General features: G+C 52.1%; 20 protein-coding genes. 6 read left to right on the top strand and 14 right to left on the bottom strand.

Features of this window, described 5'->3' with window-relative positions; genetic code table 11:
• Positions 1-16 precede the first annotated feature (16 nt).
• The gene (locus AT746_RS05130) at positions 17-1,411 is read left to right on the top strand and encodes a family 43 glycosylhydrolase (protein WP_197414330.1); all 1,395 of its coding nucleotides are present in this window, start codon (positions 17-19) and stop codon (positions 1,409-1,411) included.
• Positions 1,412-1,587: 176 nt separating this feature from the next.
• Here AT746_RS05130 and fabB read toward each other — a convergent pair whose 3' ends face one another.
• Positions 1,588-2,802: a beta-ketoacyl-ACP synthase I gene (gene fabB, locus AT746_RS05125; protein ID WP_062477376.1), complete on the bottom strand. Its 1,215-nt coding sequence runs from the start codon at positions 2,800-2,802 to the stop codon at positions 1,588-1,590.
• A 158-nt stretch (positions 2,803-2,960) separates the two neighbouring features.
• Here fabB and mnmC point away from each other — a divergent pair, with 158 nt between their 5' ends.
• The gene (gene mnmC, locus AT746_RS05120) at positions 2,961-4,949 is read left to right on the top strand and encodes a bifunctional tRNA (5-methylaminomethyl-2-thiouridine)(34)-methyltransferase MnmD/FAD-dependent 5-carboxymethylaminomethyl-2-thiouridine(34) oxidoreductase MnmC (protein ID WP_062477372.1); all 1,989 of its coding nucleotides are present in this window, start codon (positions 2,961-2,963) and stop codon (positions 4,947-4,949) included.
• A 118-nt stretch (positions 4,950-5,067) separates the two neighbouring features.
• On the opposite strand, the gene AT746_RS05115 is transcribed toward mnmC, so the two are convergent.
• Genes AT746_RS05115 through AT746_RS05105 form a run of 3 tightly spaced genes read right to left on the bottom strand, consistent with a single transcriptional unit; the run spans position 5,068 to position 7,120 of the window.
• A complete protein-coding gene (locus AT746_RS05115; protein WP_062477369.1) occupies positions 5,068-5,760 on the bottom strand; it encodes a FlgO family outer membrane protein in 693 nt (230 codons plus the stop codon).
• A complete protein-coding gene (locus AT746_RS05110) occupies positions 5,761-6,528 on the bottom strand; it encodes a FlgO family outer membrane protein (protein WP_062477366.1) in 768 nt (255 codons plus the stop codon).
• Positions 6,529-6,532: 4 nt separating this feature from the next.
• Entirely contained in the window at positions 6,533-7,120 is a 588-nt protein-coding gene (locus tag AT746_RS05105; protein WP_082633390.1) for a FlgO family outer membrane protein, read from the bottom strand.
• Positions 7,121-7,316: 196 nt separating this feature from the next.
• Here AT746_RS05105 and glgC point away from each other — a divergent pair, with 196 nt between their 5' ends.
• Positions 7,317-8,588 (top strand): glucose-1-phosphate adenylyltransferase, encoded by a 1,272-nt coding sequence (gene glgC, locus AT746_RS05100; protein WP_062477361.1) that lies wholly within the window; start codon positions 7,317-7,319, stop codon positions 8,586-8,588.
• A gap of 75 nt (positions 8,589-8,663) precedes the next feature.
• On the opposite strand, the gene AT746_RS05095 is transcribed toward glgC, so the two are convergent.
• From AT746_RS05095 to prmB, 5 genes are all read right to left on the bottom strand, one after another.
• Entirely contained in the window at positions 8,664-8,939 is a 276-nt protein-coding gene (locus AT746_RS05095) for a YfcL family protein (protein ID WP_062477358.1), read from the bottom strand.
• 17 nt (positions 8,940-8,956) lie between these two features.
• Entirely contained in the window at positions 8,957-10,081 is a 1,125-nt protein-coding gene (locus AT746_RS05090) for an ATP-NAD kinase family protein (RefSeq protein WP_062477355.1), read from the bottom strand.
• Positions 10,065-10,613, bottom strand: a complete 549-nt coding sequence (locus AT746_RS05085) for an elongation factor P hydroxylase (RefSeq protein ID WP_062477352.1) — start codon at positions 10,611-10,613, stop codon at positions 10,065-10,067. Before AT746_RS05085 ends, AT746_RS05090 begins: the two co-directional genes overlap by 17 nt.
• Before the next feature lie 275 nt (positions 10,614-10,888).
• On the bottom strand, positions 10,889-11,986 hold the full coding sequence (gene aroC / locus AT746_RS05080) for a chorismate synthase (RefSeq protein ID WP_062477349.1): 1,098 nt from the start codon (positions 11,984-11,986) through the stop codon (positions 10,889-10,891).
• Between the two features lie 27 nt (positions 11,987-12,013).
• On the bottom strand, positions 12,014-12,934 hold the full coding sequence (prmB, locus tag AT746_RS05075) for a 50S ribosomal protein L3 N(5)-glutamine methyltransferase (RefSeq protein ID WP_420480311.1): 921 nt from the start codon (positions 12,932-12,934) through the stop codon (positions 12,014-12,016).
• A gap of 64 nt (positions 12,935-12,998) precedes the next feature.
• On the opposite strand from prmB, the gene smrB reads away from it, so the two are divergent.
• Positions 12,999-13,556 carry an endonuclease SmrB gene (smrB, locus tag AT746_RS05070; protein ID WP_062477343.1) on the top strand — a complete coding sequence of 186 codons (558 nt, stop codon included), beginning with the start codon at positions 12,999-13,001 and terminating at the stop codon, positions 13,554-13,556.
• Between the two features lie 318 nt (positions 13,557-13,874).
• On the opposite strand, the gene dnaB is transcribed toward smrB, so the two are convergent.
• The 4 genes from dnaB to AT746_RS05050 all read right to left on the bottom strand — a co-directional run bounded on the left by dnaB (position 13,875) and on the right by AT746_RS05050 (position 17,413).
• A complete protein-coding gene (dnaB, locus tag AT746_RS05065; RefSeq protein WP_062477340.1) occupies positions 13,875-15,266 on the bottom strand; it encodes a replicative DNA helicase in 1,392 nt (463 codons plus the stop codon).
• A 136-nt stretch (positions 15,267-15,402) separates the two neighbouring features.
• Positions 15,403-16,362 carry a DUF4097 family beta strand repeat-containing protein gene (locus AT746_RS05060; RefSeq protein WP_062477337.1) on the bottom strand — a complete coding sequence of 320 codons (960 nt, stop codon included), beginning with the start codon at positions 16,360-16,362 and terminating at the stop codon, positions 15,403-15,405.
• Between the two features lie 12 nt (positions 16,363-16,374).
• Entirely contained in the window at positions 16,375-16,857 is a 483-nt protein-coding gene (locus tag AT746_RS05055) for a hypothetical protein (RefSeq protein WP_062477333.1), read from the bottom strand.
• Positions 16,850-17,413 (bottom strand): RNA polymerase sigma factor, encoded by a 564-nt coding sequence (locus tag AT746_RS05050; RefSeq protein ID WP_062477330.1) that lies wholly within the window; start codon positions 17,411-17,413, stop codon positions 16,850-16,852. The genes AT746_RS05055 and AT746_RS05050 overlap by 8 nt, the downstream gene beginning before the upstream one ends.
• 178 nt (positions 17,414-17,591) lie before the next feature.
• On the opposite strand from AT746_RS05050, the gene AT746_RS05045 reads away from it, so the two are divergent.
• Positions 17,592-19,280, top strand: coding sequence for an NAD-dependent malic enzyme (locus tag AT746_RS05045; protein ID WP_062477327.1), 1,689 nt, complete (start codon positions 17,592-17,594; stop codon positions 19,278-19,280).
• A 558-nt stretch (positions 19,281-19,838) separates the two neighbouring features.
• Here AT746_RS05045 and AT746_RS05040 read toward each other — a convergent pair.
• A complete protein-coding gene (locus tag AT746_RS05040) occupies positions 19,839-20,243 on the bottom strand; it encodes an ACT domain-containing protein (RefSeq protein WP_062477324.1) in 405 nt (134 codons plus the stop codon).
• A gap of 136 nt (positions 20,244-20,379) precedes the next feature.
• Between AT746_RS05040 and AT746_RS05035 the strand changes: the two genes are divergently transcribed.
• The gene (locus tag AT746_RS05035; RefSeq protein ID WP_062477321.1) at positions 20,380-20,754 is read left to right on the top strand and encodes a PilZ domain-containing protein; all 375 of its coding nucleotides are present in this window, start codon (positions 20,380-20,382) and stop codon (positions 20,752-20,754) included.
• Positions 20,755-20,759: the final 5 nt, after the last annotated feature.

Raw genomic sequence — 20,759 nt, 5'->3', positions numbered from 1 at the left:
AAAGGTTAAGTATCACATGCAATCAACTACGCGTTCGCCACTCGGTAAACTCCAGTGTCTTCTGCTTATCATGCTGATTATAAGTAGCGGCCCGGCACTCTCTCTCGAGCTTACAGGCATTACGAACTCCCACGATCCTTCTACATTAATCCGTGATCAGGACACCTATTTCCAGTTCACAACGGGAAATGGCGTATGGTTCAGCCGCTCAACCGATCTAAAGCACTGGGACAACCCGGGCACCATTTTTGGTGCCGGCTGGCCGAGCTGGATCAGCAGTGCCGTGCCTGAATTTGAAGGGCATTTCTGGGCACCCGATGCTATTCAGATGGGCGACTACTTCTATGTCTATTACTCTGTATCAACCTTCGGCAGTTCCCGCTCCGCGATTGGCGTAGCGCGCACTCAGTCACTGAAAAATCCGAACTGGCAGGACATCGGCATGGTAGTGCAATCTCATGGTGGTGCCGATGAAATCAATGCCATTGATCCGGCCCTGTTTCGCGATCATGACGGCAAGGTCTATATGTCGTACGGTTCCTGGTTTGGCGGACTGGGGGTCGCGGAGATCAACCAGACAACGGGCAAATTAGCCGGGACCGTCAGCCATATTTACGGGGGTGGACATCAATCTATTGAGGCGCCTTATATTACCCGCCAGGGCGATTACTATTATTTGTTTTTCACCCGTGGTTTGTGTTGCCGGGGTGAAGACAGCACCTATGAGGTTCAGGTAGCCCGCGCTACCAGCGTATTTGGCCCCTACACTGAAGAGCGTAACCTGCTGCCAAACCAGGTGGAAAATCGCAAAGGCCCCGGCCATATAGGTGTATTAAAGGAACAAGGGTGTAACTATGTTTCTACCCACTACTATGATCTTAATGATAATGGCGCGGCCAAACTGGATATCCAGCGAATGAGCTTTGTCGACGACTGGCCATCAATGAGTTCTGATTTCAGTTCGGCTAACAGCTGCGGCGGGGTGAGTGATGGCTTGTATCGTCTGGTGTCTCAGCATAGTGGTAAACCCCTGGAGATCCAGAATGCGGCAACAGACAACGGCGGTAACGTTGTGCAGTATGATTTTTTTGGCGGCCTGCATCAGAAGTGGTATGTGATCCGCCAGGATACCTCAACCTACAGTCTGATTAATGCCAACAGCCTCAAGAGTATGGATGTCTGGGAAGGCAGCCATGAGCCCGGCGCCAATATTGCCCAGTGGCAGTACTGGGGCAGCGAAGGGCAACAATGGCGCATCAATTTTGACGGCAATCAGGTGGAAATTAAGTCAAAACTCAGTGACCTGGTATTAGATGTAAACGCCAAGAGCCAGGCCAATTCAGCCAATATCATTCAATGGACCCCAAATGGCGGCGCAAACCAGCGCTGGCTGATGATTCGTCAATACTGAAGAGAGGGATGCTGAATATTGCTTTTCGTGCCAGCACAACCTCTGGTACACCAAAACCAAAAACACAGCAAAACTCAGAGAAAATCCGGATAAGAAATTATCAGAAACACTAACCGGGGGAATAACTGCCATCGCCGCGCTGGCGATGGCAGGTTCTAGCAGGCAATAGCCTGTGCTTACTTTTCGAAACGGCGCAGTACCAGAGTGGCGTTGGTGCCGCCAAAGCCGAAACTGTTGGACATCACGGTATTGATACTGGCGTCACGGGCCTGGGTGACAATATCCAGGCCTTCGGCTTTTTCATCCAGATTGCTGACATTCACCGAGGGGGCGATAAAGCCGTTTTCCATCATCAGCATGCTGTAGATGGCTTCATGTACACCAGCCGCGCCTAATGCGTGGCCGGTCATGGCCTTAGTGGCGCTGATGGCCGGTGACTTGCCGCCGAATACCTGCTGAATCGCTTCGAGCTCTTTGACATCGCCTACCGGCGTAGACGTGCCATGAGTGTTCAGATAATCAATCTTATCTTCCACCCCTTCCATAGCCTGTTGCATACAGCGTATTGCGCCCTCACCTGAGGGGGCGACCATATCATAACCGTCAGAGGTGGCACCGTAGCCGATGATCTCGGCATAGATCTTAGCACCACGGGCCAGCGCATGTTCCAGTTCTTCGACAATCACCATGCCGCCACCGCCGGAGATGACAAAACCGTCGCGATCGGCGTCATAGGTTCGTGATGCCTTATCCGGTGACGCGTTATAGCGGGTCGAAAGTGCACCCATGGCATCAAACTCCATTGCCAGGGTCCAGTCCACTTCTTCACCACCACCGGCAAACACCATATCCTGTTTGCCAAGCTGAATCTGCTCCAGCGCATGGCCGATACAATGAGCGCTGGTGGCACAGGCTGATGAAATAGAGTAGTTGATGCCTTTAATCTTAAACGGCGTGGCCAGACAGGCAGAGACTGTGCTGCTCATGGTGCGGGGCACCATATAAGGGCCTACACGTTTTACGCCTTTCTCGCGCAGAATATCCGCTGCTTCCACCTGATTCTTGGAAGAAGCGCCGCCGGAGCCTGCCACCAGCCCGGTACGCACATTGGACACCAGCTCTTCGCCGATCCCCGCATCATCAATGGCCTGCTGCATAGCGATATAAGCATAGGCCGCTGCCTCGCCCATAAAACGCAATGCCTTGCGATCGATATGGTCTTTCACATCCAGTTCGATATTCCCCCACACCTGGCTGCGCAAACCCATATCGGCAAACTGCTGGGAATAGCGAATACCGCTTTTGCCCTGGCGCAGGGACTGCAGAACCTGATCTTTGTCGTTACCAATACTGGAAACAATCCCCAGTCCTGTAATCACCGCTCTTTTCATGCTTTCACCTTAGCGTTAAAAAATTGTCCTTATGGTAATGATTTTGACGTGCAAAGTGGTCTGCTCTTTAACCCAAAACAGCCTTTGTATCCTTGCCTTTATCATTCCATCTTCAGATCCTATAAAATACGCCCTTTGCCGTACAATTGTCAGCCTAAATGCCCATTAAAAACGCACAAATCAGTTATAACGACAACGGAACCCCTGTCGCAGAGGCCTTTGGCGATGTGTATTTTTCCAACCACAATGGCCTGCAGGAAAGCCAATATGTGTTTCTGCAACATAATGACCTCTCTCAGCGATTTCGTCTGTTACAGGATGATGACGATTTTACAGTGATAGAAACCGGTTTTGGCACAGGCCTGAATTTTCTTGCCTGCTGGCAGGCTCTGGACAAGCTTCACATCGAACAGCAATGCGGACCGGGGCGCTTGTACTTTATCTCCACCGAAAAATACCCGCTATCAGAAAACGACATACAACAGGCTTTGGATCACTGGCCTGAGCTCAAAGACTATAGTCAGCAGTTGATTAGGCAGTACCCGGATCTGACGCCGGGGTGCCACCGGCTGGTCTTTCACTGTCGGGGTTATGAGCTGATACTGGATCTGCATTTTGGCGATATTGGCCAGCTGTTACCGGCTATGCACTGCCCGCAAACCGGACTGGCCGATGCCTGGTTTTTAGATGGCTTTGCACCGGGTAAGAATCCGGATATGTGGACAGAGGAGCTGTACCGGCAAATGGTAAGACTGGCGAAACCAGGCTGTACCTTTGCCACCTTTACCGCTGCCGGAGCAGTGCGCCGTGGCCTGCAACAGGCAGGATTTGAGGTAACCAAGTGCCCCGGGTTTGGCACTAAGCGGGATATGCTCGCTGGCGTGCTGCACAGCAAAGCTGAGCCTGAGGTGATCAAACCCTGGTATATCCGCCATACATCTGTGGCGCAGGAGGTCACCGTTGTGGGCGGTGGTCTGGCCGGGGCCAATCTGTGCTATGCCCTGTGTCGCCGTGGCTTAAAGGTCAGGCTTTTTACCGAAAGCCTTGCCGGCGATGCTTCCGGCAACCCGCAAGGTGGGTTTTACCCCCAGTTACATACCCAGGGCAATATCAGCAGCCATTTCATGGCTCAGGCCTTTGGCTATGCTCAACGTCTATACCGGCATCTGGCCAGTGCAGATGATTTTGCCCATCAATTCTGCGGGGTGCTGCAACTGGGCTTTAATCCCAAAGAGCTGGCGAGGCTGGAGAAACTGGCGGATAAAGGCCACTGGCCAGAATCCCTGGTGCACCCTGTCAGCGCTGCTCAGGCCAGTAAAATCGCTGGTCTGCCCCTGCCCTATCCGGGCCTGTTTATTGCCAAGGGCGGCTGGATCAATCCGGCGGGACTGATAGAGGCATTACTCAGGGCCTGTGGCGACAAGCTTCAGGTTGAAACGGGCAGAACACTTAGGGCCTTAACAAGGGAACGGGATCAGTGGCTGTTGCACTGGCAAAGCGGTGGCCGGCATCAGGCTGACTGCCTGGTGCTGGCCACCGGCGCCAGAAGTGCCGGAATAGGTCCCATCTCAGCACTGCCACTGCGGCCGGTACGGGGTCAGGTAGAAGCCATCCCCGAACAGGGTGTGCTGAATGCGCTTAGTACCGTGCTGTGTCACAAAGGCTACCTGACCCCCGCCTTTGAAGGCTGTCATGCAATGGGGTCAACCTATGTTAAGAATGATCAGAACTGCGATTATCGCCGGGACGAAGAGCTGCAGAATCTGCAGACCCAACAAAAGGCGCTGGCCGATTGTGACTGGGTTCACCAGCTCGCAGCAAAGCAACAAGGGCGGGCTTCTGTCAGACTCAGTACACCGGATCATCTGCCGGTAATGGGCGCCATGCCGGACATACAAGCCCAGCGCCGGGCTTATGGGGAGTTGCGTAAGGGACACAAGGATGAGCATTATCCACCAGCACAGGATCTGCCGGGGTTATTTATTCTCTGCGGTCTGGGCTCCAGAGGATTATGCACAGCCCCGATACTCGCTGAGGCGCTGGCTTGCCAGCTAAACGGCAACCCTATGCCGCTGGATGGCACCACGCTGGCCGCGTTAAATCCTAATCGCTTTCTGATTCGTGAACTGATACGCCAGCCAGGGTAATATTACATGCGGATGGTGATGTGATATTCAGAAGCCGCCACAGCAGGGACGCTGTGGCGGAGCTTCCATGGATGGATACACAGCGTGTTCTGAATATCGCATCAGCGCTTGCCTGAGGTTAAAGCTGCACCATCATCGGTACCAGCGACTGTGCCACCACGTTAGGGATAAATCCCGAGGCGCTGGCCACCACCTGCTGATCTTTGAGTGACACCATGCGGCTGTTTATCTGAATGCCCCTGGCGTTGCGGATCAGCGTACCTGAAACCACATAATCCAGTTGCAGTTCACCACTCAGCGCCCTGACTTCACGGCTGAAAACCCGGTCTCCGTCTCGCCCAACCATGATAGTGGGCATGGTTTTGATATCCACCACGGCCAGGCCAAAGTCCTGCAACTGCGCGATCAGCTTCTCAGCCAGTTGATTGCCCAGCACGGTGGTATTGGTAAGCTCACTGTCGAGCTCCACAAATGAACCTACCGCCACACGCCCCTGGCCTTTTATCACAGCCAGATTATGCACCAGGCCCATGGCCAGTTGCTCGGCATAGTCATTCAGGGTTTTGTGAATGTAACTGGCCTGATAACTGTTATCGGCACTGCGCAATACCCATGCATCTGAGTCAACCTGCTCCTGCTGTTCGGTGAGCGTAGGTTGATACCATATTCCGTTAACCGGCCGCTGTTGTTCTGGCTCAGGCGTTTGCACCGGCGTATCAGCCTGCTCGCGCCCAAGCAGAGGTGAATCCAGTGTCACCGAGCACCCCTGCAACACTAAAGCAGGCAAAAATATTATCAGCAGGCGACGCATTTACTCCCCCTGCCTCAGTTTCACGCCGTCGGTCAGTTGCTGATCAGAAGGTAACAATGCCTCAACCACATAAAAGGGGATCAGCGACTGGGCGCTGGCCACTACCGCTTTTGACTCCATCCCCAGAATCCGGGCGTTGACCAGATAACCGCCCTGATGTTTGGCCAGCGTGCCAGTAAGCACGTATTCCAGCGGCGCTTTCTCTTTAAGCTCCAGATAGTCCCGCGACAGAATAAAATCTCCTTGTTCGGTCACGCGGATATACTCGGTGGATTTATAATCAACTACCGGGATACGGAATTTATGCAGTTCATGAATAAATGACTCCGCCAGCTGATAGCCGAGCAGATTTGTTTGTTGCAGGTCACTGTCCAGCAAGGCGAAATGGGTAATACCTACAGGGGTTTTATCCGATAGATATTCCATATTGGAAATCAGATCCTGAGCCATATTCTGTACATAGGCGCCCACATGCTTGACCAGCGGTTTACTCTGATACAAGGCACCCCGGTTCGCATAATTTGTCCCGCCACTGATGGCGCCAAAGGCATCCACACCTGGCTGATTCTGCCTTACATACAATGCCGCCGAAGGATCACGCTCCGAACGATCCGCGCCCTTTGGCCCCTGATACTGGCGGATATTTACCTTGTGGGGGTCATCTGAAACCATGGGTTCTGTTTGCTGTGCCGACTCCTGTGCACCAAACCAGCTTGCACAACCTGACAACAGTAAACTGCCTGCACAAAGGGATAAAATTCTGTTCATCTTGTTACTCCGGTGCGTCTTGCCGATACAGCATGCCATTGCGGGTGGTGACTTTCTGCTCTCGCCAGAACAGATTCTCAGGAAAGAATTTGGTGGCAGCGGCCACCACGGCCTTGTTATCCACCTGAATAATCCGGGCATTAACAATGGCTCCGGATGCCTGTTCCACGACTGTGCCGCTGATATAAAAATCTACCCGCTGGGTGGCAGACAAATCGTCCACATTGCGCGACAACACTCTGTCGGCGTGCTTCTCTATAATAATATCGTCCGTAACCTTAAAGTCTTGAGGAATATAACCACGGCGGCTGGCTTCTGTGATCATCCCCTGCTCCAGCTGATGCCCCAGTAACATTAGCGGGTGTTGCTGATTTGGCTGGTATTGCAGTTGGGCAACTGGCACGAAGGTCGCTACTGCATAACTGTAGTTGTGGGCAGCGGCATACTTGCTTTCAAAGTTTTCGAACAGTTCCTGCGCCAGTTCATAGGTATGCAGTTCAATATTTCCCAGTTCGTCGACGTCCGGCGGCGGCGTTTGCGAACTGCAGGCCATCAGCGCCAGAATCAGTGCCACAGTGCAAAGTTGTTTCATAACATGAGTTCCGACTAAAAGGTTGTTCCAGTATCTTTGGTCACAAGAACCTGCAATAACTGCACCAGTTTCGCCGCGATCTGCCAATTCCATTTCTCTCCCTGTTCTGCTTGCTCACTGCAGTTTTTGCTGATAGTTGTATATCTAAGCAGCCTAAAAATGCAGATAGATAAATGCCTCAACAAGGAACTCAATCATGTTGGATAACAACCCTCGCTTTATCAGCCGCCTTACCCGTGACACCTATGCTCTGATTCTGGCCGGAGGCAAAGGCTCCCGGCTGCATGAATTAACCGAGTGGCGGGCCAAGCCCTCAGTACATTTCGGCGGTAAGTTCCGGATTATCGATTTTCCCTTATCTAACTGTATTAATTCCGGCATTAAGAAGATTGGTGTCGCGACTCAGTACAAGGCACACTCATTGATCAAACACCTGATGCGCGGCTGGTCTCATTTAAATACCAATATGGGCGAATTTGTTGATGTGCTGCCAGCCTCCCAGCGCACATCGGAAGCCTGGTATGAAGGCACCGCAGACGCCATATTTCAGAACTTGGATATTATCCGCGCTCAGGCGCCAAAATATGTGCTGGTACTCTCTGGCGACCATGTCTATAAGATGGATTATGGCGAGATGCTCGCCTACCATGTGGAATCCGGTGCCGATATGACTGTCTCCTGTATGGAAGTACCTATCGAAGAAGCCGCCGGCTCCTTCGGTGTGATGACGGTCGATGAGCAATTCCGCATTCGTCGCTTCGACGAAAAGCCGGCCCATCCGACACCCCTGCCCACGGATCCAGCTCAGACTCTCGCTTCTATGGGTAATTATGTGTTTAACACTGAGTTCTTGATGGAGCAGTTAATCCGTGACGCCAAAGATCCGAATTCTGAACACGATTTCGGCAAAAATATTATTCCCGCCATCATCGAGAGCTGCCAGGTGCAGGCCTTCCCATTCAGGGATGCCTCGGGGAAAAGGGCCTACTGGCGGGATGTCGGCACCCTGGATTCCTTCTGGGAAGCCAATATGGAGCTGATCTCTGTGGTGCCGGAGCTGAACCTCTATGACGACAACTGGCCGATCATGACCTACCAGGTGCAACAGCCACCGGCCAAGTTTGTGATCAACGAAGCCGACCGTGTCGGTATGGCCACGGATTCTATGGTTTCAGGTGGCTGTGTGATCTCCGGAGCCAGGTTAAACCGCTCACTGCTGTTTTCGGATGTGAATGTGCATTCCTATACCCTGGTGGAAGACTCTGTGATCCTGCCGGAAGTAGATATTGGCCGTCACTGCCATATTCGCAAAGCCATAATTGACCGCGGCACCCATATACCGCCCAATACCCAGATAGGCGTCAATAAGGAAGAGGATATTGCCAGGGGCTTCAGAGTGACCAATAAAGGCGTGACCCTGGTGACCGCAGAAATGCTGGGGCAGTCATTGCATTCTGTTACGGAGTGAGGAGTGAGGGGAAATTGAGTGCTGAGTGCTGAGTGCTGAGTGCTGAGTGCTGAGTGCTGAGTGCTTAATGATGAATCAGGGATTTAAGCGCTGCCAGAGGCGTATCACCTGTTGCTGGTCGTCAGGCTCCAGTTCTTTATTATCAAAAGCCTGTTGCAGGCTCTCCCGTACCGCCTTGTCCAGCGCCTCTGTGCTGTAAATACCCAGATTCAGCGCTCTGGATACCATCAGATCAAAATGACCATTGAGGTAGCTGGACACAAATAATTCCTGTTCGCTGCCTTCGGCCACCGTCTGATGAAAATGTTGCTCAATTTCTTCGATGTACGCTATAAACTGCTGTTCTGTCATAACTGTCTGTTCGCCTGCTACTGAGGGGTCTGCACCGGGTAGAGTACCTGATCGTGATAGCCGGTGATCACCGGCATCAGGCCACAAAGTTCCTGATCCAGCTGATGGTCGCCGGTATCAGTGAGTAATGGTCGCCCGTTCAGCGCATTAAGTTTGGACTTGGTGGCCACCAGTATAATGTTCTGTTTACCTACGGCTCTGATCACCTGTGGGCTGAGTTGTTGATTGCCACGGCCAAAAATATGCCCCTGGCCGCCAATCAGGGTGATCACCAGCTTCGCTGATTTATCTTTGATCGCCTCAAGCAACTCGTGGGCAGTCACATCGCTGGCCAGCAACTGCTGGTTCTGCACCAGATCCACCCCAAGCAGCGTATTATCCAGCCCCATGCTTTGCATCACCGCCGCGACCGTAGAGCCTGAACCCATCACATAAATCTCATCATCCATCTGCTCAATCACATGGGCGGCAATATCATCCAATACCAGTTCTTCTGATTCCCTTCCGCCCATTTTTACCGACTGCACGTATTCAAGTTCTGCCGGCACCTGCATCTGACCAAAATGCCGGGCTTTGACGATCCCCTGACGAAAACCCTGCTCATCAATATCCATCACCTCGGCCTGATGCAGGCTGACCAGTTCACCTTTAACCAGCTTTTCCACCACCCGGCCAGCGGCTTTCGGGGTGACGGAATACACGCCGGAGTGAATCTTACAACCGGCCGGAATGCCCAGTACCGGTATACGCTCATCCACCACCGCACAGATATTGCGGGCGGTGCCGTCACCACCGGCAAACAGCAGCAGATCGACCTTCTCCTCTATTAACTCACGGGCCGTCTGCTCGGTATCTTCGGATTCCGTCTGTGCTGGCGGCTGATAACACACCTGGGTATCAAAACCCATCTGGCGGGCCAGTTCTTCACCCATGGCTCCCGCGGCGGTGTATATTTTCATCTGTGACTGATAGGGCAGTAGCAGCTCCAGCGCCTGAGCGGTGCGCTCAGGTGCAAGCTGTTTCGCGCCCATGGCCAGCGCTTTTTGCCGGATTTCGGCGCCATCGCTGCCTTTTAAGGCCAGCGCCCCGCCGATGCCCGCATAAGGATTAATAATCAGTCCAAGCTTAAACACGGGTTGCATCCTCAGAGATAAAATCTTTAACGCCTATGCATGGCGTGGCATAAAAACGCTGCAGAGCCTGAATAAACTGACGGGCACGTTCGGGAAATCCACTCTCAAGATAGCTCAGAGCCTGGGCCTGCACCCTGGCAGTAAATGCCGCCCGGTCAGGTTCAACACCGTTAAGATTATCGGTGCTGACCTTAAACTCTTTGCCTGAGGCGATACAGAATGCCCATTCGATGGCCTGAGGTTTGATTTCTACTTGCTCAAATTCAGCCTGCTGCTCAGCATTACGCCCATCGGGGCAGTACCAGTAGCCATAATCTTCAAGTAAGCGCCGCCGAGGCCCGGCCAGGCACCAGTGGGCAATTTCATGCAGGGCGCTGGCGTAAAAGCCATGGGCAAAAATGATGCGATGATAAGGGATAGCAGCATCGGCTGGCAGGTAGACGGGTTCGTCATCACCTTTGATCAGGCGCGTGTTATGACTGGCCGCAAACTGGCCGTCAAACAAACGAATAAGATCCTGATAATGATGTGTTACTGCCAAAGCCGATCCTCAGGTCCTGTCTTTACCACTAAAGACACGAAATTCACGAAAAGGGTTATCAGCATAACCCGGGCGCGGCATTGTAACCGCCATAATAGCGAGGCTCAATAAATCCCGGGGAAACTCTTTAGCAAGGGTGGTAGCGGGTTCTGAAAGTGTTTGTGGCATGGAAGCCATAACCAAGCCTCCATGGACGGAATCTCGGCGTCTTTCAGAATCCGCTACCACCTTTGCCTGTTAACCTGACTCCGGGTAACGAGTCAACTCTCAACGCATTAATCTGAAGCGGGCAGTACCGGTGTGGGGCTGGTGACATCGGCGTTCTGAGCGCGATGACGCAGGAAATGATCCATCAGCACCAGTGCCAGCATCGCCTCAGCAATAGGCACGGCGCGGATCCCTACACAAGGGTCGTGACGGCCCTTGGTGACCACCTCGGCGGAATTACCCTGAATATCCACAGACTCACCGGGCACACTGATGCTGGAGGTAGGTTTTAATGCCATATGGGCGACAATATCCTGACCACTGGAAATACCGCCCAGCACGCCGCCACTGCGATTGGATTTAAAGCCCTGCGGGGTCATGGCATCACGGTGTTCACTGCCTTTCTGGTTGACCACCGCAAAGCCGTCACCGATCTCCACCCCTTTGACCGCATTGATCCCCATCATGGCATGGGCAATATCAGCATCGAGACGATCAAACACCGGCTCACCCAGGCCCACCGGCACTCCGGTTGCAAGCACTGACACCCTTGCACCGATGGAGTCACCGGATTTTTTCAGCTCACGCATATAGGCATCCAGCTCATCCAGCTTGCCGGCATCAGCGCAGAAAAAGGCGTTGTCATTGGTAATAGACAGATCTACAGGCGCCAGCTCTATGGGGCCGAGCTGAGACAGATAGCCATGGATCTCAATACCCAGACGATTTTTCAGATACTTTTTGGCGATGGCACCAGCCGCCACCCGAACAGCCGTCTCCCGGGCGCTGGAGCGGCCACCTCCCCGGTAATCACGCAGGCCATACTTTTGCTGATAGGTGTAGTCGGCATGACCGGGACGGAAGATGTCTTTAATCTTGGAATAATCTTTAGAGCGCTGATCGGTGTTCTCAATCAACAAGCCGATAGAGGTGCCGGTGGTTTTACCTTCAAACACGCCGGAGAGAATCTTCACCTCATCGGCTTCCCGTCTTGCGGTGGTGTACCTTGAGGTACCGGGCTTGCGCCTGTCGAGATCCACCTGCAGATCGGCTTCGCTTAACTCCAGCCCCGGAGGGCAACCATCCACCACTCCGCCGATAGCGATACCATGACTTTCACCAAAAGTGGTGACCGTGAAAAGCTTTCCGAAATGATTACCGGCCATAATTCCCGTCTGTTTAGTCTGAAAAAGTTATTGTTTACTGAGCCAGATTTTTAAGTCTTTGTTACTGATGGCAAAAATACCATGGCCACCTTGCTCAAAATCGATCCACACCAGCGGCAGATCCGGATACTGCTGCTGCACATGTACCATGGAGTTGCCCACCTCCACAAACAGCCAGCCACGATCGCTCATAAAATCCGGCCCCTGTTTTAGCAGGCTATGCACCAGATCCAGCCCGTCTTCTCCGGCCGCCAGCCCCAACTCAGGCTCATGATGAAATTCCCCGGGCAAGTCCGCCATATCCTCGGCATCCACATAAGGAGGATTGGCAATAATCAGGTCATAACACTGACCACTGAGATTCTCAAACAAATCGGACTGGATTGGAAATACCCGGTCACTCAGAGCATGATCCTGAATATTAATTTCCGCCACAGCTAAAGCATCGGCGCTGATATCCACTGCATCCACTTCGGCATCGATATAGGCGTTAGCCGCGGCAATGGCGATACAGGCACTGCCGGTACACATATCCAGAATGGTATCAGGCTCAAAATCAAGATAAGGGGCGAAGTGACCCTGAATAAGCTCAGCAAAAGGTGAGCGTGGTATCAGCACCCGCTCATCCACATAAAAGGGTAAACCAGCGAACCAGGCCTGATGAGTCAGATAAGCGAGCGGAATACGCTCATTGACCCGGCGCTGAGCCAGGCCAACAATCTGAGCCTTCTCCGCTTCGGTCAGGCGTGCCGCAAACAGCTCCTGCGGGCTGTCATGGGGTAAATGCACAGACTGCAATACCAAAGAAACCGCCTCATCCCAGGGATTGTCTGTACCATGGCCATAATACAAACCGGCCTGATTAAACTGCGTGGCGCACCAGCGCATCAGATCCAGCATGCTGCGCAGATCGCGCACAGCCTGCGCGGCCAGTTCCTGTTCCGTCATGCTTTGCATTCAAAGTCCCGCGATTTTGTTATCATAGGGTGAAGTTTACCTGATCGTATCGAACATGCCGAAAAAGCCGCCACTGGCAGAGGAAGATATTGCCCTGTTTCGCCAGCAGATTGGTAAGGTAAAGCCCATAAAGCAGGACAAAATACAGCCTCTGCCACCGGCCAGCAAGAAAAAAACCCTTGAGGTTAGATTAAATCGGACTAACCAAAGGGGTGAGGAACTGCGAGCCGCCCGTCAGGCCGCTGCCAGCTTCCAGTTTTCCGACGGTTTTGAAGCCTGGTTCGATCCCAATCTGCCGGTTAAATATGTCAGGCCGGGTATCGACACGCACGAAGTCAAAAGGCTGCGCCGCGGCGATTATCCACCGGATCTGATTCTCGACCTGCATGGCCTTAAACGGGATGAGGCGAAACTGGAGATTGCCGCCCTGTTATATACCGCCCGCAAGCAGCACTGCAGCTGTGTCTGCATTGTGCATGGTATAGGCGGTCATGTGCTGAAACGCCATGTGCCCAACTGGCTGATCCAGCACCCTGACGTACTGGCCTTTCATCAGGCCACACTGGAATGGGGCGGCAATGGTGCCCTGCTGGTGTTGCTGCGTAGTCAGTAAGGTAACAGTTATCAGATTTCAGTCTTCAGCGACCCCGTATTCCGCTCCGCTTTATACGGGCTACGACTAAGGCACAGAGAACACAGAGAACACAGAGATTTGAATGGTTAAACGCTTTGACCCCTTTCGTGTTTTTCGTGCCTTTCGTGGTCAAAAGCTTTTAAACCACTAAAAACACTAAACTCACGAACTTAAAAATAGCCTCTCGCAGAGGCGCAAAGGCGCAGAGAAATACAGGGATATTTAGTGGTTTAGCCCCTTTTACTTCTCTGTGCCCTCCGTGTCTCTGTGGTGAATAGGCTTTTTGTGGTTTGTTTTTTAGTATTCGTCGGCGATGGCCGGGCCGGCGTAATTATCAAAACGCGAGAAATGGCCCTGGAAGGTCAGCCTCGCTGTGCCAATAGGGCCGTTACGCTGCTTGCCGATAATGATCTCGGCGATGCCCTTTTCCTGGCTGTTTTCGTGATACACCTCGTCCCGATAGATAAACATGATCAAATCGGCATCCTGCTCAATAGAGCCCGATTCCCGCAGATCCGAGTTTACCGGCCTTTTGTCAGCACGCTGCTCCAGACTCCGGTTAAGCTGCGACAGCGCCACCACCGGCACATTCAGCTCTTTAGCCAGAGATTTCAACGAGCGGGATATCTCGGCGATTTCCAGGGTACGGTTTTCACTTAAACCGGGCACCTGCATCAGTTGCAGATAATCGACCATGATCATGGAAATACCGCCACGTTCGCGAGCCAGTTTGCGTGCACGGGTGCGCACTTCCATGGGCGTCAGGCCGGAGGCATCATCGATAAACAGATTATCTTTTTCCTTAAGCATGGCCATGGTGTTAGAGATCCGAGCCCAGTCTTCATCATCCAGCTGTGCGGTACGGATTTTGGTCTGATCGACCCGGCTTAAGGAGGCCAGAATACGCATCATCAGCTGTTCTGCAGGCATCTCCAGGCTGAATACCAGTACCGGCTTTTCTTCCAGCAGCATGGCGTTTTCACACAGGTTCATGGCAAAGGTGGTCTTACCCATAGAGGGACGGGCCGCCACAATAATCAAATCCGATGGTTGCAGGCCACTGGTTTTTTTATCCAGATCTTTAAAACCTGTTGATACCCCGGTGACTTCCTTACCGGATTTAAGCAGCGCTTCGAGCCGATCAACGGTATGGGTCATCACCGTTTCGATATCCTGTGGCCCTTCGCTGTTGCCTGAGCGCTGCTCGGCAATTTCGAACACCCGGCTTTCGGCCATATCCAGCACATCACCACTGGTACGGCCTTCCGGGTTATAACCCGACTCGGCTATTTCATGGGCCACGCCAATCAGTTCGCGCAGTATGGCACGCTCTTTAATGATTTTTGCATAGGCCACCACATTGGCAGCACTGGGGGTATTCTTGGCCAGCTCGCCCAGATAAGCAAAGCCGCCTGCAGTTTCCAGCTCATCCTGCTGCTCTAGCAGATCGGAAACAGTGATCAGATCCACCGGCTGGCTGTCAGACAACAGTTTAAGAATGGCTTTGAAAATGGTCTGGTGAGCGCGGTTATAAAAGTCTTTCTCGAGCAGGATCTCCGCTACTCTGTCCCAGCAATCCGGCGCAATCAGCATGCTGCCGATTACCGATTGCTCGGCCTCCATAGAGTGGGGAGGGATCTTGAGCTTTTCGACCTTACTGTCACGCTCTTTGTGAGAGACCACTTTCACTGATTAAATTCCTGATAAACACCGAAGGATATTATGCGTGAATCGGCACTTAGTATAAAGCATAAAACCGAACAGATTGATTCAAAAAAGGGCAACACGGCATCAGGCAGCCGAAGCTGCCTGCTAACAGAGTTGCTCAGTAACTACTCAGCACCACAGTACCACTGACGGTAGAGACATTTACCCGGCCGCTACCCTCTTTGGTGCTGAATTTAAGCCAGCGTGAAGGCCCGTACTTGGCTTTACCCTGCTTGTCATCGGTGAGTTTATTGCGTAAATCACCGCCTGCATGGCCTTCTATATCGAAGCGAGCCGACACCTCTTTCTGGAAGCGCAGTTCCAGACGGCCGCTGACACTGCTGGCTTTAACCTCTCCGCCCTCTGCCAGCTCCAGCCTGACACTGGTGTCACCATTTACATTACTGGCTTTTAACTGTTCTACCCGCCCCATTTTGAGTTCGCTGTCGGCATTAACCGTTTCCAGCTTCACTCTGGGTATCTGAGTGTCAGCGCGGATATCACCATTAACTGATTCGTAAACAATTTCTTCACCGCGGGAGTCTCTGTCCTTGATATCGCCATTGACCGTATTCAGATTGATATTCCCGTTCAGATCCTGACTGCGGATATCGCCATTGACCGTACTGATACGAATCCTGCCCTGAAGATCTGTTACCCGGATATCTCCATTGACAGAGCTCAGGTCAACCCCGCCACGAATGTCTTTAGCATCCAATTCTGCATTAATATTCTCATACTCAACAAAGCTGTCAGCGGGCAGGAAAATTTCCAGATTGTCCTCCTCTTTGTCCCAGTTCAGCCAGTTACTGCCGTTTTGATAATTGCGTGGCATTTCTACTTCAATGCGGATCTCATTGCCTCTGGTCTCGAAAATAAAACCCTTGGCGCGACTATCCAGAGTACCGGTCACCTTCACCTGTGGTTTGTCCCAGGTTCGGATCACCGCCTTACCGGAATGGTGCTCAATGCTGACCCGCCCATTCATGTCTGCCGGCAGTGTTTTATCTACCGATTCTGCGGCATTAAGCCCTGCTGTAAACAGCAGCAAGAAACTCAGTAACAGAATATTTTTCATGGTCTTTCCCCGTTAAATCTGTTGATACTTAGGTGCATGCACCCGTTCAATTAAATCGATCTGCTGCTGATGAACCTGCTTGAGCATTTTCAACAGCGCCATATTCTGTGGATCCTGTTCCAGGGCAAGTTTTATGGCGCTGGCAGCCTCATCCAGTTCTTCCAGCTGTTGTTGCCAGTTATCCGTCAGCGCAGGCTGATCGGCATAGGCCGCCAGCAGATAATCTTTTTGTTGCTGGTGCTGTTCACTCAGCAGTGTCGCCAGTTGTTGCTGCTGATCACCGGCCTGCCATTGACTGAGTGACAGCCACCCCAGCAACCCCACCAGCATTACAGAAGCTGCCAGAGCGGATACCTTGCGCCAGCCTGGCGGTGTATTCTGACGAGCATTCAGCGCATGTTCGATGCCGGGCCACAGATCCCGATCAGGCTGGCGTTCTTCAGGCAAACGACTGAGTCGCTGTTGCAAATTCTGTTCAAAATCATGGTCAGGCATTATCCATCCACTCCTTGAGCAATTGTTTAGCACGATGCAACTGGGCCTTACTCGAACCCACCGCCATATTCAACATTCCGGCAATCTCTTCATGCCGGTACCCCTCAATGGCATGCAGTACAAAGACCTGCCTGGCTCTGTGTGGCAAGCGCTGGATATAGTCATCCAGATCCCAGTTGCTCTCAGGCTCTGCATGCAGCGCTTCCAGTTCATCCTGGTCCTGAGAGAACAACCGTTGCAGCCAGCTCTTCTGCTTGCGCATATAAGAAATACACACATTAGACGTTACCCCATGCAGCCAGGTGCTGAAACGACTCTGACCGCCATAATTGTCGATTTTGCGCCACAACTGAATAAACACCTCCTGGGTAGCTTCTTCAGCCACAGAGCGGTCTCCACTCAGGCGCAGGCACAACGCATAGACGCGCCCCAGGTGCTTTTCATATAGCTTGCGATAAGCCTGCTTGTCACCGGCCCTGACCGCTTCGATAAGCGCCCGCTCGGCCTTATCGATAAACTGTTCACTGGCCTCTATCAGCTGTCCATCTGCTTGCAATGAATGTGATTCCTGTTGTTTATGTACTGAGTTAGTCGCTGACTATTACACTAAGGTTTAAAGGCTGAAACAAAAAACATTCGCTTTTGTGGTGATCCGATGTCCTTACGCTGGAAATCGGCCTGTTATTCAGGGATGATCGGCGCCCATAGTTTCCTGAATCCAAAGGCTTGACGCAATGACAACCAAAAAACGCCCTTTGTATATCCCCCATGCCGGCCCTTCATTGCTGGAAACCCCTCTGCTTAACAAGGGCAGCGCCTTCAGTGCAGAAGAGCGCAAGGCCTTTAACCTTAATGGCCTGTTACCGCCCCGTTACGAAAGTATCGAGGAACAGGTGAGCCGGGCCTATATGCAATATTCAAGCTTTGATACGCCGATTAACAAGCATATCTACCTGCGTGCCATTCAGGACAATAACGAAACTCTGTTTCACCGTCTGATACAGGAACATCTCGAAGAGATGATGCCGATCATCTACACCCCTACAGTTGGTGACGCCTGTGAGCAGTTTTCCGATATCTATCGCAGCTCCCGGGGGCTGTTTATCTCCTATGCCGAGCGCGAACATATAGACGATATCCTGCATAACGCCACCAAAGGAAAGGTTAAGGTTATCGTGGTCACCGACGGCGAGCGCATCCTGGGTCTGGGCGATCAGGGCATTGGCGGAATGGGCATCCCCATCGGCAAACTGTCACTTTACACCGCCTGCGGCGGCATCAGCCCGGCCTATACCCTGCCGGTCATGCTGGATGTGGGAACCAATAATGAGAAACTGCTGAATGATCCCATGTACATGGGGGCCCGCCACAAGCGTATCGGCCAGCAGGAATACGATGCCTTTGTGGAAGAATTTATCCGCGCGGTACAGCGGCGCTGGCCCGATGCCATGATCCAATTTGAAGATTTTGCCCAGCAAAATGCCACCCCACTGCTGAATCGCTATCGCCATCAGGTACGTTGTTTTAATGATGATATTCAGGGTACTGCGGCAGTAACCGTGGGTACGCTGCTGGCTGCCTGTCGCACCAAAGGGGCAAAATTATCTGAACAAAAGGTGGTATTTGTGGGAGCGGGCTCGGCCGGCTGCGGTATCGCCGAACAAGTGGTACAACAAATGTGTGCCGAAGGTCTGGATGAAAAACAGGCCAGAGGGCAGGTTTATATGGTCGACAGGTATGGGCTGCTCACCGATGGCATGCAAGGATTGCGGGATTTCCAGCAGGCACTGTGCCAGCAACAGGACAATATCAGTGAGTGGAGTTTCAGCGGTGACTATCCTTCCCTGCTGGATGTGATCCACTGCGCCAATCCCGATGTATTGATTGGCGTTTCCGGTCAGGCCGGACTGTTTACCGAACAGGTGATCAGAACCATGAAACAGCACTGTAAACTGCCAATTATTTTCCCCTTGAGTAATCCCTCCCGGCAAGTGGAAGCCAGACCCGAGCAGGTTATCGAATGGACAGAGGGTGAGGTGATCATCGCCACCGGCAGTCCCTTCGAGCCGGTTAAATACAAGGGCAAGACCTATCCGATCACCCAGTGTAATAACAGTTATATTTTTCCGGGCATCGGCCTGGGCGTGGTGGCCACCAAGGCCAGACTAATCACCGAAGAGATGCTCATGGCCGCCAGTACGACGCTGGCGGCGGCCTCACCACTGGCCAATACCGGCAAGGGCGGATTACTGCCACCGCTCACCGAATTATTTAAACTGAGCAAAGAAATCGCCTTTGAAGTGGGTAAGGTGGCACAGGAACAAGGGCTGGCACTGGAAATGTCCGATGAAATGTTGCACAGCAAAATAGAAGCCAATTTCTGGACCCCGCAATATCGTCAGTACCGCAGGGTGAGTATTTAGTGATGAATGCTGAATTATAAATTATGAACAAAAAGCTATTCACCACAGAGACACGGAGAACACAGAGGTATTAACGGCGGTAAAACCTCTGCGTCCTCTGCGACTCTGCGTGAGATTTATGCACTGATCACTATAGAACTCAGTTGAGCTTAAACAGATCCTGATTGCCATCAGGATGACAGTACCTGTGTTTTTTCGTGCTTTTAGTGTTTTTCGTGGTAAAGAACAAAGACGCTGGATTCCCGCCAACAACATGCGGGAACGACAGTCAGTCATGCCCGAGTGCCGTTATCAGGCATCCAGTGACCTTTAATGATGGTAAATCTACCGCAGAGCCGCAGAGAACGCGGAGTTGATAAAACCTTTCATCCTCTGCGCCCTCCGCGACTCAGCGGTAAATATTTCTTTTGTTGGTGCCTTTAGTGTTTTTCGTGGTCAAAGACTTTTAAACCATTAAAGGCACGAAAAACACGAATGGGTCAAAGCGTTTAACCATTCAAATCTCTGTGTTCTTCGTGCCTCTGTGGTGAAATTATCCTTTACTCGCGCTTTCCTGCGCTACGTTTGTTGATCAATCAGTTCTGTCAGTGCCTGCATAGCCAGCTCTGCCTTATCTGCGGGTACAAACAGATGATCGTGGTAAAAGCCGGAAACCGGATTCACCCCCATATTATAACCGGCAAGGTGGGAAGTAATTGTGGCCAGAAAACCGACGGCATCCAGCGCTGAATGAACATTCAGTGTGATCATACGGCTGACAAACTCATAACCGAGATCATGTTTAAGTGCCTGCTGTTGCTCAACAATCAGGGTTGGCCCTTCCTTTTCCATAAACAGCATCTGTGGTTGTAGTCCCTCCGGCATTGCCTGTTCCTGTCCCAGGCAGGCAAACACAAAAGTACGGGGATCGAGCCTTGGTTGCATCTGACTGATCAGTCTTTCCAGTTGCCGTTCTGCCGCCATCGGTTTCTCCTGTGGTTGATCCAGAGTAATTAGTCACCATGTATAGGTAATGTTATACATATTTTTTAACTGGAAATCATACAATTAGCCAATACAAAAAGTATGATTTTCAGCTTAACAAGGCTATGCTTAAAGCATGAATACAGAAAACCGTCGTCAATTTACCCGTATCATATTCTCGGCTCCGGTGGAGGCCCGGCAGGGCTCCCAAAAATGGCAATGCCGGTTGCTGGATATATCCTTAAAAGGGGTGTTGCTGGAGGCCCCTGAAGACTTTATTACTGACAGTGGCAAATCTGTGCTGCTGGTGGTGAGCCTGCCCGGCATGGGCAGCAGTCTGATGATGGAAGGTGAGGTCAAACATCAGGATGACAGGCAAGTGGGCGTCAAAATCAATATGTTAGATATCGACAGCGCTTCAAGGCTACGCCGCCTGATCGAGCTGAATGTCGGCGACGATGCCCTGCTTAAGCGTGAACTGGAAAAGCTGGCCTCTCCTTCTGATAATTAATAATT

The sequence above is a fragment of the Lacimicrobium alkaliphilum genome, from assembly GCF_001466725.1.
In the GTDB taxonomy this organism is placed as follows: Bacteria; Pseudomonadota; Gammaproteobacteria; order Enterobacterales; family Alteromonadaceae; genus Lacimicrobium; species Lacimicrobium alkaliphilum_B.
This window is presented reverse-complemented; position numbering and strand designations above follow the sequence as displayed.

Coding starts and splice junctions, on each gene's coding strand:
- AT746_RS05130 (WP_197414330.1), top strand. CDS start 17: ATGCAATCAACTACGCGTTCGCCACTCGGTAAACTCCAGTGTCTTCTG.
- fabB (WP_062477376.1), bottom strand. CDS start 2,802: ATGAAAAGAGCGGTGATTACAGGACTGGGGATTGTTTCCAGTATTGGT.
- mnmC (WP_062477372.1), top strand. CDS start 2,961: ATGCCCATTAAAAACGCACAAATCAGTTATAACGACAACGGAACCCCT.
- AT746_RS05115 (WP_062477369.1), bottom strand. CDS start 5,760: ATGCGTCGCCTGCTGATAATATTTTTGCCTGCTTTAGTGTTGCAGGGG.
- AT746_RS05110 (WP_062477366.1), bottom strand. CDS start 6,528: ATGAACAGAATTTTATCCCTTTGTGCAGGCAGTTTACTGTTGTCAGGT.
- AT746_RS05105 (WP_082633390.1), bottom strand. CDS start 7,120: ATGAAACAACTTTGCACTGTGGCACTGATTCTGGCGCTGATGGCCTGC.
- glgC (WP_062477361.1), top strand. CDS start 7,317: ATGTTGGATAACAACCCTCGCTTTATCAGCCGCCTTACCCGTGACACC.
- AT746_RS05095 (WP_062477358.1), bottom strand. CDS start 8,939: ATGACAGAACAGCAGTTTATAGCGTACATCGAAGAAATTGAGCAACAT.
- AT746_RS05090 (WP_062477355.1), bottom strand. CDS start 10,081: ATGCAACCCGTGTTTAAGCTTGGACTGATTATTAATCCTTATGCGGGC.
- aroC (WP_062477349.1), bottom strand. CDS start 11,986: ATGGCCGGTAATCATTTCGGAAAGCTTTTCACGGTCACCACTTTTGGT.
- prmB (WP_420480311.1), bottom strand. CDS start 12,934: ATGACGGAACAGGAACTGGCCGCGCAGGCTGTGCGCGATCTGCGCAGC.
- smrB (WP_062477343.1), top strand. CDS start 12,999: ATGCCGAAAAAGCCGCCACTGGCAGAGGAAGATATTGCCCTGTTTCGC.
- AT746_RS05060 (WP_062477337.1), bottom strand. CDS start 16,362: ATGAAAAATATTCTGTTACTGAGTTTCTTGCTGCTGTTTACAGCAGGG.
- AT746_RS05055 (WP_062477333.1), bottom strand. CDS start 16,857: ATGCCTGACCATGATTTTGAACAGAATTTGCAACAGCGACTCAGTCGT.
- AT746_RS05045 (WP_062477327.1), top strand. CDS start 17,592: ATGACAACCAAAAAACGCCCTTTGTATATCCCCCATGCCGGCCCTTCA.
- AT746_RS05040 (WP_062477324.1), bottom strand. CDS start 20,243: ATGGCGGCAGAACGGCAACTGGAAAGACTGATCAGTCAGATGCAACCA.
- AT746_RS05035 (WP_062477321.1), top strand. CDS start 20,380: ATGAATACAGAAAACCGTCGTCAATTTACCCGTATCATATTCTCGGCT.